General features: G+C 67.3%; 14 protein-coding genes. 4 read left to right on the forward strand and 10 right to left on the reverse strand.

What is annotated here, in order from left to right:
- Positions 1-6: 6 nt before the first annotated feature.
- Positions 7-315, reverse strand: a complete 309-nt coding sequence (locus tag FHD68_RS04775; protein WP_052714614.1) for a hypothetical protein — start codon at positions 313-315, stop codon at positions 7-9.
- Between the two features lie 105 nt (positions 316-420).
- Here FHD68_RS04775 and FHD68_RS04780 point away from each other — a divergent pair, with 105 nt between their 5' ends.
- The gene (locus tag FHD68_RS04780) at positions 421-1,353 is read left to right on the forward strand and encodes a cation diffusion facilitator family transporter (RefSeq protein WP_205963157.1); all 933 of its coding nucleotides are present in this window, start codon (positions 421-423) and stop codon (positions 1,351-1,353) included.
- Positions 1,341-2,180 carry an EcsC family protein gene (locus FHD68_RS04785; protein ID WP_167550365.1) on the forward strand — a complete coding sequence of 280 codons (840 nt, stop codon included), beginning with the start codon at positions 1,341-1,343 and terminating at the stop codon, positions 2,178-2,180. The genes FHD68_RS04780 and FHD68_RS04785 overlap by 13 nt, the downstream gene beginning before the upstream one ends.
- Here FHD68_RS04785 and FHD68_RS04790 read toward each other — a convergent pair.
- From FHD68_RS04790 to FHD68_RS04830, 9 genes are all read right to left on the reverse strand, one after another.
- Positions 2,144-4,510 carry an ATP-dependent helicase gene (locus FHD68_RS04790; protein ID WP_127899119.1) on the reverse strand — a complete coding sequence of 789 codons (2,367 nt, stop codon included), beginning with the start codon at positions 4,508-4,510 and terminating at the stop codon, positions 2,144-2,146. The genes FHD68_RS04785 and FHD68_RS04790 overlap by 37 nt on opposite strands.
- A gap of 137 nt (positions 4,511-4,647) precedes the next feature.
- Positions 4,648-5,610 carry a GTP cyclohydrolase FolE2 gene (folE2, locus tag FHD68_RS04795; RefSeq protein WP_045981439.1) on the reverse strand — a complete coding sequence of 321 codons (963 nt, stop codon included), beginning with the start codon at positions 5,608-5,610 and terminating at the stop codon, positions 4,648-4,650.
- Positions 5,611-5,706: 96 nt separating this feature from the next.
- A complete protein-coding gene (metZ, locus tag FHD68_RS04800; protein WP_127899120.1) occupies positions 5,707-6,909 on the reverse strand; it encodes an O-succinylhomoserine sulfhydrylase in 1,203 nt (400 codons plus the stop codon).
- A gap of 403 nt (positions 6,910-7,312) precedes the next feature.
- A complete protein-coding gene (locus FHD68_RS04805; RefSeq protein WP_127899121.1) occupies positions 7,313-8,638 on the reverse strand; it encodes a sigma-54-dependent transcriptional regulator in 1,326 nt (441 codons plus the stop codon).
- Positions 8,639-8,661: 23 nt separating this feature from the next.
- Positions 8,662-10,377, reverse strand: coding sequence for a sensor histidine kinase (locus FHD68_RS04810; RefSeq protein WP_127899423.1), 1,716 nt, complete (start codon positions 10,375-10,377; stop codon positions 8,662-8,664).
- A gap of 140 nt (positions 10,378-10,517) precedes the next feature.
- The gene (purQ, locus tag FHD68_RS04815; protein WP_045981436.1) at positions 10,518-11,186 is read right to left on the reverse strand and encodes a phosphoribosylformylglycinamidine synthase subunit PurQ; all 669 of its coding nucleotides are present in this window, start codon (positions 11,184-11,186) and stop codon (positions 10,518-10,520) included.
- Positions 11,187-11,358: 172 nt separating this feature from the next.
- Positions 11,359-12,570: an NADP-dependent isocitrate dehydrogenase gene (locus tag FHD68_RS04820; RefSeq protein WP_127899123.1), complete on the reverse strand. Its 1,212-nt coding sequence runs from the start codon at positions 12,568-12,570 to the stop codon at positions 11,359-11,361.
- A gap of 102 nt (positions 12,571-12,672) precedes the next feature.
- A complete protein-coding gene (locus FHD68_RS04825) occupies positions 12,673-13,797 on the reverse strand; it encodes an HD domain-containing protein (protein WP_127899124.1) in 1,125 nt (374 codons plus the stop codon).
- Positions 13,798-13,808: 11 nt separating this feature from the next.
- The gene (locus FHD68_RS04830; protein ID WP_045981433.1) at positions 13,809-14,471 is read right to left on the reverse strand and encodes an alpha/beta hydrolase; all 663 of its coding nucleotides are present in this window, start codon (positions 14,469-14,471) and stop codon (positions 13,809-13,811) included.
- Positions 14,472-14,652: 181 nt separating this feature from the next.
- Here FHD68_RS04830 and iscR point away from each other — a divergent pair, with 181 nt between their 5' ends.
- A complete protein-coding gene (iscR, locus tag FHD68_RS04835; protein ID WP_045981432.1) occupies positions 14,653-15,111 on the forward strand; it encodes a Fe-S cluster assembly transcriptional regulator IscR in 459 nt (152 codons plus the stop codon).
- 107 nt (positions 15,112-15,218) lie between these two features.
- Positions 15,219-15,469, forward strand: a 251-nt coding sequence (locus tag FHD68_RS04840; RefSeq protein WP_208863739.1) for a hypothetical protein, incomplete at its 3' end; no start/stop codon positions are given.

Raw genomic sequence — 15,469 nt, forward strand, 5'->3', positions numbered from 1 at the left:
CAGCTCCTATTGCCAGTTGACCAGGATGACGATGACCACAACGGCCAGCGTGGGCAACACGAAGACCAAGCCGGCCAGCCGCGCCCGCAGGGTTCGGTTGAACCCGACCATCGCCTTGGCGATGAACGCGCGCCGTGCGGCGGTGTTCCCGGCCTGGTCGGGATGGCGGGCATCCCACCGGTTCTCAAGGCGTTCGACCTGTCCGGACCGGATATGCATGCGCAGCAGCACATAGAACACCACCTGCGCCGCCAGCACGAACAGCCACAGCCGGATCACCGCCACCGCAAAGCCCCCGTCATCATTGGCGACCACGTTAGCACGCCCCGCGCGGCAGGGGCCAGATGTCGCGTCGCGTCACGGCGGCGCAGCGTGCAACCCTTTGAACGCGTGCGGCGTTCGGCGGCCGAAAGGACCCCCATGACCCGCCCGATGTCCGAACAAGCCGTCCTGCGCCTGTCGATCGCCATGACCTTCGTCGTGGCGGCGGTGGGGATCGGTTTCGGCGTGGCGTCGGGGTCGGCGTCGATCATCTTCGACGGCATCTATTCGCTGACGGATGCGGTGATGACGTCGGTCGCGCTGCTGGTGTCGTCGCTGATCACGCAACGCCTGTCGGAACGCCGCCAGGCGCGGCTGGTCCAGCGCTTCACGATGGGGTTCTGGCACCTGGAGCCGATGGTCCTGGGCCTGAACGGCGTCCTGCTGTCGGGGGCGGCGATCTATGCGCTGGTCACCGCGGTGGGCAGCCTGCTGGCCGGGGGGCGCGAACTCGATTTCGGGCGGGCCATCGTCTATGCGGTCGTCGTGGTGATCGTGGCGGTGGGCATGGCGATCCACAACCGTCACGCCAACCTGTCGATCCGGTCCAACTTCGTGGCGCTGGACGTGCAGGGCTGGACCATCTCGGCGGCGCTGACGGGGGCGCTGCTGGCGGCCTTCGTCTTTGGCTGGGCGATCCAGGGAACGGCGCTGGCGCCCCTGTCGCCCTATGTCGATCCGGCCGTGCTGGCGCTGGTCTGCGTGATCGTGATCCCGCTGCCGGTGCCGACCATCCGCAGGGCACTGGCCGACATCCTGCTGATCACGCCGCCGGACATGATGGCGCAGGTCGACCGCGTGGCCCGCGACGTGGTGGCCCGGCACGGATTCCTGGACCACCGCGCCTATGTCGCCCGCGTCGGCCGTGGCCGCCAGATAGAGCTGTACTTCATCGTCCCCCAGGGCCAGCCCCCCCGCCCGCTGGAGGAATGGGACGCCATCCGCGACCAGATCGGCGACGCCATCGGCGGCGACATCACGAACCGCTGGCTGACCATCGCTTTTACCACCGACCCCGAATGGGCCGACTGACCAGGAGCATCACCATGACCTCGACCGCGCTGACCGATCCGACCGCCGACCTGCAGGCCGAACTGGACCGCCTGGCCGCCCGCCAGCTGGCCGGTCGCGGCCTGCTGATGCGCGGGGTCGAGGCGGTGGGCCGGCTGACCGAAGGCGCGGCCACCACGGTCTTGGGCCTGTCGCCCCTGTCGCTGGAAAAGGTCATGGAAAGCGCGTTCCGCCAACTGTACGACCTGTCTGCGCGCGGTGACGGGATCAGCGTGGTGCGTGACGCGCCGCTGGTCGCCAACAGGGCGGCGGCGGTGATGTCGGGGGCCACGGGCGGATGGTTCGGGCTGGCGGGCATCGTGCCGGACCTGGTGGCCTCGACCACGGTCATCTTCAATTCCATCCAGAAGGTCGCGCGCAAGCATGGCTTTGACACCACCGATCCGCGGGTGCGGCTGGAATGCCTGGCGGTGTTCCAGTACGGCGAGCCGGGACAAGAGGGAGACGCGGCCGCGCAATCGTTCCTGGCGAACCGCCTGCTGACCAATGGGCAGACCGTGTCGACGCTTATCACCCGCTTTGCCGGTCAGTTCGCGACCCGCCTGACGACCAAGCTGGGCGCGCAGGCCGTTCCGGTCCTGGGCGCGGCGACGGGGGCCGCGATCAACTATGCCTTCCTGGATTACTACGAACGGGTCGCAGACATCCATTTCCGCCTGTTGCGCCTGGCAGAAAACCATCCGGGCACGGATGTCGACGCGGCCTATGCCCAAGCCCTGACCCGCGCGGGACAGCCCCGCCTATCCCGCCGTCAGAAGGGGACGTCGTCGCCCCCGCTTGCCAGTTGAACATAGGCCGCCTTGATGTTTTTGAACCCGGCCTCGAACTGAACGGTCAGCGTGTCCTCGGCGATCCCCATGACCAGACCCTCGCCGAACTTGGCGTGGGTCACGCGGTCGCCCACGCTGAATCGCGACGCGGGCGCCGCGTTGATCGTGACGGGGGTGCGATGCACCGGCTGGCCGCGATCGGCGGCCCGCGCCTGCATCCGCTTCCATCCCGGAGAGGCATAGACATCGGCCTTGGCCACCCGTTCGTCCATCCGCGTGCCGCCCGCCATCGCCATCGCCGCACCATAGCCGCCGCCATACAGGCCCGGCGGGGTCAGCACCTCGACATGCTCCTCGGGCAGCTCGTCGATGAAGCGTGACGGCAGGGCGCTCTGCCACTGGCCGTACAGGCGCCGGTTGCCCGCGAAGGTGATCGTGGCCAGCCGTTCGGCCCGCGTGATGCCGACATATGCCAGCCGCCGCTCCTCCTCCAGGCCCTTGGTGCCCTGCTCGTCCATGGCGCGCTGGTTGGGGAACAGGCCGTCCTCCCATCCGGGCAGAAAGACGACCGGAAACTCCAGCCCCTTGGCGCCGTGCAGGGTCATGATGCTGACCTGTTCGTCGTCGTCGGCATTGTCGCGGTCCATGACCAGCGACACGTGCTCCAGGAACCCCTGCAGGTTCTCGAACTCCTCCAGCGCCTTGACCAGTTCCTTGAGGTTGTCCAGACGCCCCGGCGCGTCGGGCGACTTGTCGTTCTGCCACATCGCGGTATAGCCCGATTCGTCCAGCACCCGCTCGGCCAGCTCCACATGGCCGACACCGTCGCGCACCGCCATATGCGACCGCCCGATCAGGCCTACGAAATCGCGCAGGTTGGCCAGCCCCTTGCCGCCCAGCTGCTTGTCCTCGACCACGATGCGCGCGCCCTCCAGCAGGTTCACGCCGTTCTGGCGCGCCGCATGCTGGACCGTCTGCAGCGCCTTGTCGCCAAGGCCCCGCTTGGGCGTGTTCACGATCCGCTCGAAGGCCAGATCGTCGTCCGGGCTGACGACCAGCCGGAAATAGGCCATCGCGTCGCGGATTTCCTGCCGCTCATAGAACCGCGGGCCGCCGATCACGCGGTAAGGCAACCCGATGGTCATGAACCGGTCCTCGAAGGCCCGCATCTGGTGCGACGCGCGCACAAGGATCGCCATGTCGTTCAGGCTGACGCGGCCCAGGGCCTGTCGATGGCCGCCCTGGAACGCCTCGATCTCCTCGCCGATCCAGCGGGCCTCGGCCTCGCTGTCCCAATGCCCGATCAGGCGCACCGGTTCGCCCGGTTCGGCATCCGTCCACAGCGTCTTGCCCAACCGCCCCTGGTTCGCCGCGATCAGGCCGGACGCCGCCGCCAGGATCTGCGGGGTGGACCGGTAATTCTGCTCCAGCCGGATCACCTCGGCGCCCGGAAAGTCCTTCTCAAACCGCAGGATGTTGCCAACCTCGGCCCCGCGCCAGCCATAGATCGACTGGTCGTCGTCGCCCACGCAGCAGATGTTGCGATGCGCCTGCGCCAACAGCCGCAGCCACATGTACTGCGCGACGTTGGTGTCCTGATACTCGTCCACCAGGATATAGCGGAACCGGTCCTGCCATTGGCGCAGCACGTCTGGATGCGCCTGGAACAGCGTCACGCAATGCATCAGCAGGTCGCCGAAATCGACCGCGTTCAGCGTCAGCAGCCGGTCCTGATAGGCCGCGTACAGCTTGCCGCCATGCCCGTCAAACGCCTCACCCTCGCCCCGGGGCAGGTTGCCGGGCGTGATGCAGCGGTTCTTCCACCCATCGATCAGATGCGCCAGCTGCCGTGCGGGCCAACGCTTCTCGTCGATGTTCTCGGCCGCGATCAGCTGCTTCAGCAGGCGGATCTGATCGTCCGTGTCCAGAATAGTGAAACTGGGCTTCAGGTGCAGGTTGCCGTGCCCGATCAGCTCGGCATGGCGGCGCAGGATCTTGACGCTGATGCTGTGGAAGGTGCCCAGCCAAGGCATCCCCTCCACCGCATCGCCCAGCAGGCGGCCGATCCGGTCCTTCATCTCGCGCGCGGCCTTGTTGGTGAAGGTCACGGCCAGCAGCTGCCCGGGCCGCGCCTTGCCCAGCATCAGCAGATGCGCGGTTCGCGTGGTCAGCGCACGGGTCTTGCCCGTGCCGGCCCCCGCCAGCATCAGGACAGGCCCGTCCAGCGCTTCGACAGCGGCGCGCTGTGCGGCGTTCAGCCCGTCAAGATACGGCGCGGGCCGCGCGGCCATCGCGCGCTGCGACAGCGGCACCGCCGCCAGATCATCGGAATCGTCGAAATGCTCCATTCCGCCAACATAGGCATCGCCGCGCGCCAAGGAAAGCCCGACGTTCGCCCTATGTTCTCATCCGTGCCGAAATGGTGCGCCCCATCAGCAGGGGGTCCGGGGGGCGCGCAGCTCCCCCGGCCACCGCGGGACGCAGATCAGGCGCGCAACCCTGCAAAAGTCGCGGGGTCCAGCGATGCTTGGGCAAAGGTCGGCCCGCTGGTCAGCAGGCTGACCGCATCATGCGAATGCAGCGATTCCTGGTGGCTGGCCACGACACGAAAATCGCCTACCCGCGGATCGGCGATCAGCTGGCCCGCAAAGGCCCGCACCGCATCCTCGACAAAGATCGGGTTCGCCGCGTTCAGCTCGGCAAAGGCCTGCTCGTCCTCGCGCTTGACCATGACCTGCGTCTCGGTCGGCACCGCGGCGCGGCACAGCGCGATGACATCCTCGAACCAGATCCGCTCGGGGCCGTCCATCACCAGCGATATCCGCGCGACCGACCGCTGCGAATGCGGGGTGGCCAGCCGCCCGCGCGTCTGTCGGGCATGCTCGGACAGTTCCAGCGAACAGGGGCAGGTCGACGAATAGATGTAATCGACATGCATGACCCGCAACCGCGCGCCGGCCACGTCGATCACCTCCAGCGCGATGTCGTAATATTGCCAGCCCGAGAGGCCCGACCGCAGGCTGTCCACCCGCACCGGGTACGAAAACCGCATCTGAATCCGCGCATCCAGCGCGTCCAGGTCGGTCTTGTAGTCGTCCAGCGCCGCCTCCAGCACCGACAGGCTGAACGCATGATCGGCATGGCCATAGAATGACCGCATGATCCGCGACATGTTGATGCCCTTGCGGTCGGCCTCCAGACTGACGGTGCCGGTCACGCTGGTCTCCAGCGTGATCTCTCCGCCGTCGCGCACCAGATAGCGGATCGGCAGCCGAAAGTTCGAGATGCCCACATGCTGGATCGCGGTGCGCGCGCCCACGATCAGGCTGGCAGGCCCGTTCTGCAGGTCCGGCAGGCTGTCCTTGTAGGCGGGGTCGACGCGGAACTCCGCGTCATAGCTGCGCGCCAGCGCGGGATAGGCGGGGGTCAGGGGGCGGATCTCGGTCATGGTGCCTCCGGCGTGATCGCCACAGATATAGGGGGCGGCACAACAAATGTCAGCCCGCCCCCGCAGATGCGCCACGCCACGATGACGCAGCCCGGCTCAGCCCTGCAGCGCGTCCATCAGATCGGCGGTCAGGTCGCGCGCGTCCTCCAACCCCACCGACAGGCGCAACAGGCCCGGCGTGATGCCAAGGCGCGCCTTGTCCTCGTCGGTCAGGCGCGAATGGGTGGTGGTGGCCGGATGGGTCACGATGGATTTCGCATCGCCCAGGTTGTTCGAGATCGCGATGATCCGCAGACGATCCAGCGCGGCGAATGCCGCCTCCTTGCCGCCCGCCAGTTCCATCGCGATCATCGTGCCGCCCGACCCCATCTGCCGCATGGCCAGGTCGTGCTGCGGATGATCGGCCAGGCCCGGATAGATCACGCGGCTCAGCGCCGGATGGCCGTGCAGCGCGGCGGCGATGCCCGCGGCGGCCTCGGCCTGGGCGCGCACGCGCAGGTCCATGGTCTGAAGCCCGTTCAGCATGATCCAGGAATGGAACGGGCTGATCGCGCCGCCGGTATGCTTCAGATAGGGCTCGGCCACCTCGCGCACGAACTGACGCGTGCCGCAGATCACCCCGGCCAGCGCCCGCCCGCCGCCATCGATATGCTTGGTCGCGGAATAGACGACCACATCGGCCCCCTGCTCGACCGCGCGGGAAAAGACCGGGGTCGCGAACACGTTGTCGACCACCACCGTCGCGCCCGCCGCATGGGCAAGGTCCGCGACGGCCCGGATGTCGATCACCTCCAGCGTGGGGTTCGACACGCTTTCGAAGAACACCGCCCGCGTGCCGGGCGTGATCGCCTCGGCCCATTGGTCCAGATCGGTGCCGTCGACATAGCTGACCTTGACCCCGAACCGCACCAGCAGATCCAGCACGTACAGGCAGGACCCGAACAGCGCCCGCGCCGCGACGACGTGATCGCCCGGCTTGCACATCGCGAACATCGCGCCGTTGACGGCGGCCATGCCGCTGGCGGTGGCAAAGGCGTCCTCGGTCCCCTCCAGCGCGGCGATGCGGTCCTCGAACATGCGGCTGGTGGGGTTGCCGTAACGGGCATAGATGAACTCGTCCGGGCCGGTGCCCTGGAACCGCGCCTCGGCCGAGGCGGCGTCGGGATAGACGAAGCCCTGGGTCAGGAAGATCGCCTCGGCCATCTCGCCATACTGGCTGCGCCGGGTGCCGTGATGGACGGCCTGGGTCCGGGGATGGGGGGTGCGGGGGGTGAACTTGTCGTCGGACGAAACGCTCATGCGGGCTGCCTTTCCGTGGTCCCCTGCGGCGTAATCCCCACAGGCATCTTTCGCAAGTCCCGCGACCCCGGGCGCGCCGAACTGTCGCCTAGCCGACAAATTGCAGGAAATGCAGATAAACGGTTATTTTACAGGGGGATGCTTGATCTTCCTGTCCAAATGGACAGTTGGAAACCGACGGGTCGCAAGCTATGGTTGAACCACGGTCGGGTGATGTTCACCCAAAACCGGTACGGGGCTTTCGCCCCGCTTTCACCAGTGTCCCGCAGGTGCGGGGTCGTGTCACAAGTTTTCTGAAGACGGTTCCTGCGGTCCAGTGTGTTGCTGTGACCATCGCGTGTTTATTCGGACGGCGGGACCCGGACAGTTGGGGGCGGCAGGTCGCGCCGCCCCCAATGGTCCCTTACAGATAGTCGCCGCGCTGCAGGCCGTACTTGGCCATCTTTTCGTTCAGCGTCCGGCGCGGCAGGCACAGCTCGTCCATCACCCCGGAAATGCTGCCCTTGTGGCGGCGCATGGTGTTGTCGATCAGCATCTTCTCGAAGCTCTCGACATATTCCTTCAGCGGCTTGCCCTCGGTGGTGGTGGCCTGCTGGTTGTCCTCGCCATCCGCCATCAGCAGCGATGCGATCGACCCCGATCCGCGGCGGTTCTGCAAGACCGCGCGTTCGGCCACGTTGATCAGCTGGCGGATGTTGCCCGGCCAGGGCGCCTGCAGCAGCTGGGCGGCCTCCTGCGCGCTGACCTGGGGCGGCTCGCAGCCGTATTCCTCGCTGAACTGCTCGGTCATGCGGGTGAACAGCGCCAGGATGTCCTCGCCCCGCGCACGCAGCGGCGGCAGGGTGATCTTCAGCGCCGACAAGCGATAGAACAGGTCGGGACGCAGCGAATCCTCGGCCTTTCGGCCCTCGCCACGGGCGTTGCTGATCGCGATGATGCGCGTCTCGGCAGGTGTGCCCTGCTCGCTGATAAACGCCAGCAGGCGGGCCTGCATTGCCTCGGACAGGGCCTCGACATCCTCCAGGCACAGCGTGCCGGCGCGGGCCTCCTCGACGGCGGGCAGCCCGTCCTCGATGGGGCCGAACAGGCGCGATGCCAGGGCCTCGTCGTTATAGGCCGCGCAGCTGACCGGCACGAACTTCTTGGACGCGCGCGGCCCGACCGCGTGCAGGGCATGCGCCACCAGCGTCTTGCCGGTGCCGGTCTCGCCGTCGATCAACACGTGGCCGTCGGCCTGGCCCAGGTCCAGGATGTCCTCGCGCAGGCGCTCCATCACCGGGCTGGCGCCGATCAGCTTGGACATGACCTGCTGGCCTTCGGACAGGTCGCGGCGCAGGGCGCGGTTGTCCAGGGTCATGCGCCGGGCCTGCGTGGCCTTCTTGGCCAGCTGGGTCATGCGGTCGGGGTTGAAGGGCTTCTCCATAAAATCCATCGCGCCAAGGCGCATCGCCTCGACCGCCATGGGCACGTCGCCATGGCCGGTAATCATGATGACGGGCAGGTTCGAATCCAGGCCCATCAGGCGTTTCAGAAAGGCCATGCCGTCCATGCCGGGCATGCGGATGTCGCTGACGACGATGCCGGGCCAGTCGGACCCGATGACCTTCAGCGCGTCCTCGGCGCTGGCAAAGGTTTCGGTCTCGAAGCCCGACAGGACCAGCCACTGGCTGATCGATTCGCGCATGTCGGGTTCGTCATCCACGATGGCGATCTTCAGCTTGCGGGACATTCTTGTCATCCTCTCGTGTTGCGTCATTCGGCCGCCAGGGCCTGACGGGGCTGTCCGGGGCGGTGCAGCGGCAGCTCGACCCGGAACACCGCTCCGCCGGTGTTTTCGTTATGGGCGGTCAGGCGACCCCCGAAATCGGCGACGATCGTGGACGAGATCGCCAGCCCCAGCCCGGTCCCCTCGCCGGGCTTCTTGGTGGTCCAGAAGGGTTCAAACAGCTTTTCCAGGTCCGAGACACCCGGCCCGTTATCGCGGACGGACACATAGGCGTGAGCCGCGGCCTCGACCGTGATCTCGATCGCGGCGTCGGGGCGGCCCTTGACCGCGTCGACCGCGTTGCGCAGCAGGTTGATCAGCACCTGTTCCAGCCGGATGCGATCGGCCATGACCATCACCCGTTCGCGCGGCACGATGCGGATGATGCGGATGGGCCGGGTGCGCAGCTGGGGCTCCATCATGGTCAGCGCGCTGCTGACCGCGGCGCGCAGATCGACCGGCTCGACCGCCTCGCCGCCCTTGCGGGCATAGGACTTCAGCTGCCGGGTGATCGCGCCCATCCGGTCGATCAGGTCGTCGATGCGCTGGAAACTGGACAGCGCCTCCTCGGGGCGGCCGCGCTGCAGCAGCAGCCGCGCCCCCGCCAGATAGGTTTTCATCGCGGCCAAGGGCTGGTTCAGCTCGTGGCTGACGCCGGCCGACATCTCTCCCAGGGCGGCCAGCTTGGAGGATTGCTGCATGGTCTGCTCGGCCACGCGCAGCTCCTTCTGCACGCGCTCGCGTTCCGCGATCTCTCGGGTCAGGCGGGCGTTCAGGGCGCGCAGGTCGGCCGATTCGCGCATATAGGCCTGGCTCTGGATGCGCGCGCGCCGCGACAGCATCCAGAACGCCCCCGCCAGCAGGATGGCAAAACCCATGATCTGCAGCGCCAGAATGGCGTTGACGCGCTCGCGCACGGACGAATAGGCGGTGAAACTGATCATCCGCCAGCCGCGGAACGGCACCCGCGCCTCGGACTGCATCACCGCGCGGCCCTGGACATAGGCGTCGGCGGGGCTGGAGGTCCAGTCCGCCGTCACCTGGAACGCCCGCCGGATCGCAGAGGGCGCATCGCGCACCGCCTGCGCCTCGGCGACGGTCAGGCCACGCCAGCGCGGCTCGGTCGACAGGATGATCACACCCTCGCTGTCGGTGACGGCCACGGCATCGGAAATGCCCGCCCAGGACCGCTCCAGCCGGGTCAGGTCGGCCCCCACGACGATCACACCCAGCGTCCGCCCCTCGGACACCACGGCGCGGGAATAGGCGAACTCATGGGCGCCCGATGCCAGTTCGGACACGGTGAAGACCGTGTCGCGCGACCGCAGCGCCTCGACATATTGCGGGGCCGCGACGCTGTTCGTGCCGATCTGATAGCGGTCGGTGGCCCCCACGACCCGCCCCGATGCGTCCAACAGGCGGATCGAGGCCGCGCCGATCTCCTTCTGCGCGGTCATCAGCCGCGCCGAGGTGGTGGAAAAATCGTTGCCGTTCAGCGCCCCGATCAGCGCCGGGTCACGCGCCAGCAGCAAGGGCACGACCGAATTGCGCTGCAGTTCCGACATCAGGTTGCCCGAATACAGCGCCAGACGCAGTTCGGACCGCACGCGCGTGTTCTCGGAGAAGCGGTCGGTCAGCCATGCGTTGGTGACCCAGATCGTGCCCAGCGCTGCCAGGCAGATCAGTGCGATCGTCGCACGCAGCCACCAGGGGTTGACCGGCTGGCCGACCCTGCCGCGCCTGCGTTCGGCGCTGTCTTCGATATGATCCTCAGTGACCACGCACGGACCCGTCCCACAAGATCGGCTGACGCAATCTATGGCGAAGAACGGTCCGGCTCAAGTCAGGCGTGCGTCAGCGCCGTGGCCAGCCCCGTGAACAGCGCCGCCCCGTCGGTGCCGCCCGTGACCGGGTCGGCGGCGCGTTCGGGATGCGGCATCATGCCCAGGACGCGCCGGTTTTCCGACAGCACGCCCGCGATGTCGCCGACAGACCCGTTGATCGCCGGGGCATAGGTGAAGGCGATGCGGTCCTGATCGCGCAGCTGCGCCAAGCCTTCGGTGCCGATCTGATAGTTGCCGTCGTGATGGGCCACCGGAATGCAGATCCGCTGGCCCTTGGCGTAACCGCCGGTGAAGGCGCTGTCCGCGGTGCCCACGGTCAGGACCGACGGCTTGCACAGGAAAGTCAGCCCGGTGTTGCGCATCAGCGCGCCGGGCAGCAGGCCCAGTTCTGTCAGCACCTGAAAGCCGTTGCAGATCCCCAGCACATAGCCGCCCCGCGCCGCATGGGCCCGCAGCGCGTCGGCGATGGGGGAATGCGCGGCGATCGCCCCGCAGCGCAGATAGTCGCCATAGGAGAACCCGCCCGGCACGCCGACCAGGTCGATCCCGTCGGGCAGCTGGCTGTCTTTGTGCCAGACGCGCACCACCTCGGCCCCCGCCTGTTCCAGCGCGACGGCAAGGTCGCGGTCGCAATTCGATCCGGGAAAGGTGACGACGGCGGCTTTCATCGCGGGACTCCTGCTTGGGACGCCCTGCCCTTAGCGCAGGCCGGGTTCCAAAGAAAGGGGGGCCAGCCCCCCATCGCCTTGCGGCGATCCCCCCGGGGGTATTTGAACAACGGAGAAATGCATCCTGCGCCCTCGGAAAGCAGAAGGCCGGGCGATTGCCCGGCCTTCGTGATCAGTTCAGCGCCTTGTTCAGGTACTGGTCGACCTTTTCCAGATAGCCCATCGTGGTCAGCCATTTCTGGTCGGGACCCACCAGCAGCGCCAGGTCCTTGGTCATGTGGCCGTCCTCGACCGCCTGGACGGTCACCTTCTCCAGCGTCTGCGCAAAGGTCAGCAGGGCGGCGTTGTCGTCCAGCTTGGCGCGGTGCTTGAGGCCGCCGGTCCAGGCAAAGATCGACGCGATCGAGTTGGTCGAGGTCGCATTGCCCTTCTGGTGTTCGCGATAGTGGCGGGTGACGGTGCCATGGGCGGCCTCGGATTCGACGATCTTGCCGTCCGGGGTCATCAGGACCGAGGTCATCAGGCCAAGGCTGCCAAAGCCCTGCGCGACGGTGTCCGACTGCACGTCGCCATCATAGTTCTTGCAGGCCCACACATAGCCGCCCGACCATTTCATCGCGCTTGCGACCATGTCGTCGATCAGGCGGTGTTCGTAATGGATGCCGGCCTTCTTGAACCGGTCCTGGAACTCGGCCTCGTAGACCTCCTGGAACAGGTCCTTGAAGCGGCCGTCATAGGCCTTGAGGATCGTGTTCTTGGTTGACAGATAGACCGGATAGCCGCGCGCCAGGCCATAGTTCAGCGAGGCACGGGCGAAATCGCGGATCGAATCGTCCAGATTGTACATGGCCATTGCGACCCCGGCGGCGGGGGCGTCATAGACCTCGTGCTCGATCGTCTCGCCGTTCTCGCCGACGAACTTGATGGTCAGCTTGCCCTTGCCCGGAAAACGGAAATCGGTGGCCTTGTACTGGTCGCCGAAGGCGTGGCGGCCGACGATGATCGGCTGCGTCCAGCCCGGCACCAGCCGCGGCACGTTCTTGCAGATGATTGGTTCGCGGAAGATCACGCCGCCCAGGATGTTGCGGATCGTGCCATTGGGGCTGCGCCACATCTTCTTCAGGCCGAATTCCTCGGCCCGCGCCTCGTCGGGGGTGATGGTCGCGCATTTCACGCCGACCCCGTGGCGCTTGATCGCCTCGGCCGCGTCGATGGTGATCTGGTCGTTGGTGCGGTCGCGCTCCTCGATGCCCAGGTCATAATATTTCAGGTCGATGTCCAGATAGGGCAGGATCAGCTTTTGCTTGATGAAGTCCCAGATGATCCGCGTCATCTCGTCCCCGTCCAGCTCGACGACGGGATTGGCAACCTTGATCTTCGACATGAACTGCCCCTTGTGCGGTGGATACGGTCGCGCCGCTTCTAGCCGCAAAAGCGTCCGATTGAAAGACGGTATGCGATGGTATGCAAGACACCCGTCCGGTGATTAGCTGCCCGCGAAATGGGCGCGCAGACCGTTGTGCAGCCACTGCCACAGCGGCGCGCAGCCGCGTTCGACCCAAGGGCCCACGCGGCTTTCCACCTGCGCCAGGGTCACGTCGTATTCGACCCAGCCCGCGCCGCCCGACCGCAGGTTCTGGACGGCGGGCTGGCAGCGGTCCAGCGCCTTGGCGAAGACGGCATCGGGGCTGGCCGCCGCCTCGAACTCCTGCCACAGGGCCAGCATCTGCTGTCCTTGCGGGTCGGGCAGCAGGCCGAACAGGCGCCGCGCGGCGGCCTCCTCGGCGGCCTGGATCGCCGCCGATCCATGCGCCTGCCCGCCGGCGGAATGCAGGGGCACATCGCCCACGTCGATCTCGACCAGATCGTGGATCAGCAGCATCCGGATGACGCGGCCCGGATCGACGCCCGGCCCCGCCAGACCGCCCAGCACCAGCGCGTACAGCGCCAGATGCCAGCTGTGCTCGGCGCTGTTCTCGCGACGCGATCCGTCCAGCAGGCGGTTTGCGCGCAGGACGCCCTTCAGCGCGTCGGCCTCGGCCAGAAAGGCCAGGCGGCGGGCCAGATCGCCCTGGGCGACCTCCTGCCCGGACAGCAGCGCCTGCGCGGCCTGCCACCCCTGCGGCCATTCGCGTTCGAACCGCGCCGCGCGTCCGGCCGACAGGTTGTCGCGCACGATCCGGACATGGTCGGGGATCGGATCGCGCGCCTGGAGTACCTGAAAGATGGGCTGTGCGTGATCCATGCGCTTGGCGGTCACCGCGGCAGCGTCCGCGCGCCCCTCGAAATCGCGCCAGAGGGCGGCCAGACGCGCCCCGTCCGGCGCCAGGCCAAAGATGCGATCCGCCGCCGCGGCCTCGGCGATGGCTAGGCCTTCCACGTCATGATCCAGGTGGATCGGCTGATCGCCGGTGTCGATCTCGACCAGGTCGTGGATCAGGATCATCGCGATGGCGCGGTCGCTGGCGCCCATCACCATTGCCCACAGGGCGACGTGCCAGCTGTGTTCTGCACTGTTCTCGGGGCGCGACAGGTCCATCAGGACGCTGGCGCGGTGGACCGACTTCAGCCGGTCCGCCTCGCACAGAAAGGCGAACGCATCGTCCAGCATGGCCGCAGCCCTCAGCGCGACGTCTCGGTCAGGCGCTTCCTGACGTAACCCTGCACCAGGTCGATCATCGGCTTCATGTGGGTCTCGTCGTCGCGGAAGAAATGGTCCGCGCCCTCGATCTCCTCATGGGTGACGGTGATGCCCTTCTGCTCGCGCAGCTTGCCCACCAGGGTGGCGGTGTCCTTGGGCGGAGCAACGCGGTCGGCAGTGCCGTTCACGATCAGGCCTGACGACGGGCACGGCGCCAGGAAGCTGAAATCGTACATGTTCGCGGGCGGGGCCACGCTGATGAAGCCGGTGATCTCGGGGCGGCGCATCAGCAGCTGCATCCCGATCCACGCACCGAAGCTGAATCCCGCGACCCAGCAATGCTTGGAATTGGGGTTCATCGCCTGCAGGTAATCCAGTGCCGAGGCGGCATCGGACAGCTCTCCGATGCCCTGGTCGAATTCGCCCTGGCTGCGGCCCACGCCGCGGAAGTTGAACCGCATCACCGTGAACCCCATGCGGTGGAACGCATAGTGCAGGTTGTAGACGACGCGGTTGTTCATCGTCCCGCCATATTGCGGGTGCGGATGCAGCACGATGGCGATGGGGGCGTCTGGCTTGCCGGGCTGAGGGTGGTAACGGCCTTCGAGACGGCCTTCGGGGCCGGGAAAAATCAGCTCGGGCATGGTTGTCCTTCACAGGTCCTGTCGGGTTTCTTGACGCGTGCGCGCATGGCTTCTAGACGGGATATCTGGGCAGCCGGCACAGGTTTGGCAAGAAACATGCTGGGCCGGGCATAGCGCGCGACGACGGCGCGCGTCAATGCAAAGGCAGGCCCGGCAGGGACCATCGGGGGGAAGACGCGCCATGAAACTGTCCACCAAGGGACGCTACGCGATCATCGCGCTGACCGACCTGGCCATCGCCAAGGGGGGCGACCTGACCTCGCTGGCCGAAATCTCGAAACGCCAGGACATCTCGCTGCCCTATCTGGAACAGCTGTTCGTGCGCCTGCGCCGGGCGGGGCTGGTGGCGTCCGTGCGCGGTCCGGGCGGCGGATACCGCCTGGCCCGCACCCCCGAGACGATCCGCGTGGCCGAGATCCTGGAGGCCGTGGACGAGACCGTCAGCGCCATGCATATCGGCGCGGGCGCGTCGGGCGGCATTTCCGGGTCGCGGGCGCAGACCCTGTCGAACCGGCTGTGGGAAAGCCTGTCCGCGCATGTCTATGTCTTCCTGCACAATCACACGCTGGCCGACGTGGCGAAGAACCAGCTGCTGCCCTGCCCCGCGCTGCCCAAGATCCTCAACGTCGTGGACGACTGAGGCCGCCCGGGAATTAATTCGACAAATCCTGGATCCGGTCGGCGGTTTCCCGCGTCCCCCGGTCAGAGGCCCGCAAAAGGCCCTGTCCAACGGATGAGGAGAATCCCATGACCCACCTGACCCGTACCCGTGCCATGCTGCTAGGCGGTGCTGCCGCCATCGCGATGACCGGCGCCGTCGGCACGGCAGCCGCACAGGAGTGCCAGCAGGGCGCAGGCGGCGCCGGATCGCTGGCCTGCGGCCCGACCGCCATCGCCGAGGGCCCGCTGTCGGTCGCCATCGGCGACAACGCCTCGACCGATGCGACCGCCGTGGACGGCGTGGCCATCGGCGGAGAGGCGACCGCCACCGGCCCCTC

The sequence above is a fragment of the Paracoccus marcusii genome (assembly GCF_006151785.1).
GTDB classification, from domain to species: Bacteria; Pseudomonadota; Alphaproteobacteria; order Rhodobacterales; family Rhodobacteraceae; genus Paracoccus; species Paracoccus marcusii.

Excerpts from the sequence above, each read along its gene's own strand:
- FHD68_RS04820 (WP_127899123.1), bottom strand. The coding sequence starts at position 12,570 with ATGTCGAAGATCAAGGTTGCCAATCCCGTCGTCGAGCTGGACGGGGAC.
- FHD68_RS04790 (WP_127899119.1), bottom strand. The coding sequence starts at position 4,510 with ATGGAGCATTTCGACGATTCCGATGATCTGGCGGCGGTGCCGCTGTCG.
- iscR (WP_045981432.1), top strand. The coding sequence starts at position 14,653 with ATGAAACTGTCCACCAAGGGACGCTACGCGATCATCGCGCTGACCGAC.
- FHD68_RS04830 (WP_045981433.1), bottom strand. The coding sequence starts at position 14,471 with ATGCCCGAGCTGATTTTTCCCGGCCCCGAAGGCCGTCTCGAAGGCCGT.
- metZ (WP_127899120.1), bottom strand. The coding sequence starts at position 6,909 with ATGAGCGTTTCGTCCGACGACAAGTTCACCCCCCGCACCCCCCATCCC.
- FHD68_RS04780 (WP_205963157.1), top strand. The coding sequence starts at position 421 with ATGACCCGCCCGATGTCCGAACAAGCCGTCCTGCGCCTGTCGATCGCC.
- FHD68_RS04785 (WP_167550365.1), top strand. The coding sequence starts at position 1,341 with ATGGGCCGACTGACCAGGAGCATCACCATGACCTCGACCGCGCTGACC.
- FHD68_RS04805 (WP_127899121.1), bottom strand. The coding sequence starts at position 8,638 with ATGTCCCGCAAGCTGAAGATCGCCATCGTGGATGACGAACCCGACATG.
- FHD68_RS04825 (WP_127899124.1), bottom strand. The coding sequence starts at position 13,797 with ATGCTGGACGATGCGTTCGCCTTTCTGTGCGAGGCGGACCGGCTGAAG.
- purQ (WP_045981436.1), bottom strand. The coding sequence starts at position 11,186 with ATGAAAGCCGCCGTCGTCACCTTTCCCGGATCGAATTGCGACCGCGAC.
- folE2 (WP_045981439.1), bottom strand. The coding sequence starts at position 5,610 with ATGACCGAGATCCGCCCCCTGACCCCCGCCTATCCCGCGCTGGCGCGC.